Raw genomic sequence first — 1,111 nt, forward strand, 5'->3', positions numbered from 1 at the left:
GACGTGGCGACCGGGCGTGGCAGCGTGCGGGTGTTGCACTGGGAGGCGAGGAGACCGAGCGAGATCAACAACGATCAGCAACGCTACAGCCTGACGGACCATCTGGGGTCGAGCGCGCAGGAACTGGATCAGGACGCCAACGTCATCACCCAGGAAAGGTATTACCCGTTTGGCGGCACGGCATGGAGTAACGGCGAGGCAGTGCAGGTCAGCTATAAAACGGTGCGCTACTCGGGGAAAGAGCAGGATGCGACGGGGCTTTATTACTATGGGTTCAGGTATTACGTGCCTTGGTTGCAGCGCTGGTTGAGTCCAGATCCTTTATGGGCGATTGATGGAATGAATCTCTACAGGATGGTCAGAAACTGTCCGCTGGGGTTTAGTGATTATCAAGGGTTGGCTCCTGTCTCGATTGTTGAGAAACCTCAAGAAAAAACCAAGGCGCCTGTCTCAGAGCACCAACAGACAACGCCTGTTGGTGGGCAGCCGGTGTACTACCGTGTTGATTATTTAGAAAGCTGCTTGTCATTGGCAGACGCTGCATCGCAAGGGAGGTCGAACCAGGTTATGGAGAACTTTGATCATAAAATAAATGAAAGAATCGGATCGATTGTAACTTCGCCTATGCATTCACTGCTTGAGAAATCTAGTAAGTTTTTTAATATATTTACAAAAAGTGAATGGGAGTTTAAGAGTAACTATAAATACTCTGACTCAGGAGGTGTGTTTTTAAATGATGTTAGTAGAGCGCAGATACGTTTAGTTGCGGATCTTAACTATCTTCCGAGTGTAATTAGGCGGTCTAAAGTCTTAAATGATATGACGCTGAGCAAAACAGCTGAACTTCAAAGCGGTAGCGAGGAATTATACAAAGTCTTTTTCGCTGAAACGCCGAACGGCAAAGCGACACAGAGGTTGATGGATGAGGTGGGTTTGAGAGCCACGGCTGTGACGAAAGAGGTAACGGGGGGCTATACGGATTTTGTTGTTGCGGTTGTTCCGACCGGCCCCCACGAGATAGTGGCGGCCAAAAAAGAATCCACTTCAAAAAAACTCTTTGCTCGCATTCGAGCTAATAGACAAGTGGTTTCAATCAGAAGTCAATAACAAT

At 48.2% G+C, this 1,111-nt stretch carries 1 protein-coding gene; it reads left to right on the forward strand.

The window, feature by feature from the left end:
• A partial coding sequence (locus ACM6IO_RS27890) for an RHS repeat domain-containing protein (protein ID WP_414912613.1) occupies nucleotides 1-1,107 on the forward strand: 1,107 nt, incomplete at its 5' end.
• Nucleotides 1,108-1,111 lie beyond the last annotated feature (4 nt).

Origin of the sequence: Pseudomonas sp. IT-P44, assembly GCF_949768225.1 — a bacterium.
GTDB classification, from domain to species: domain Bacteria; phylum Pseudomonadota; class Gammaproteobacteria; order Pseudomonadales; family Pseudomonadaceae; genus Aquipseudomonas; species Aquipseudomonas migulae.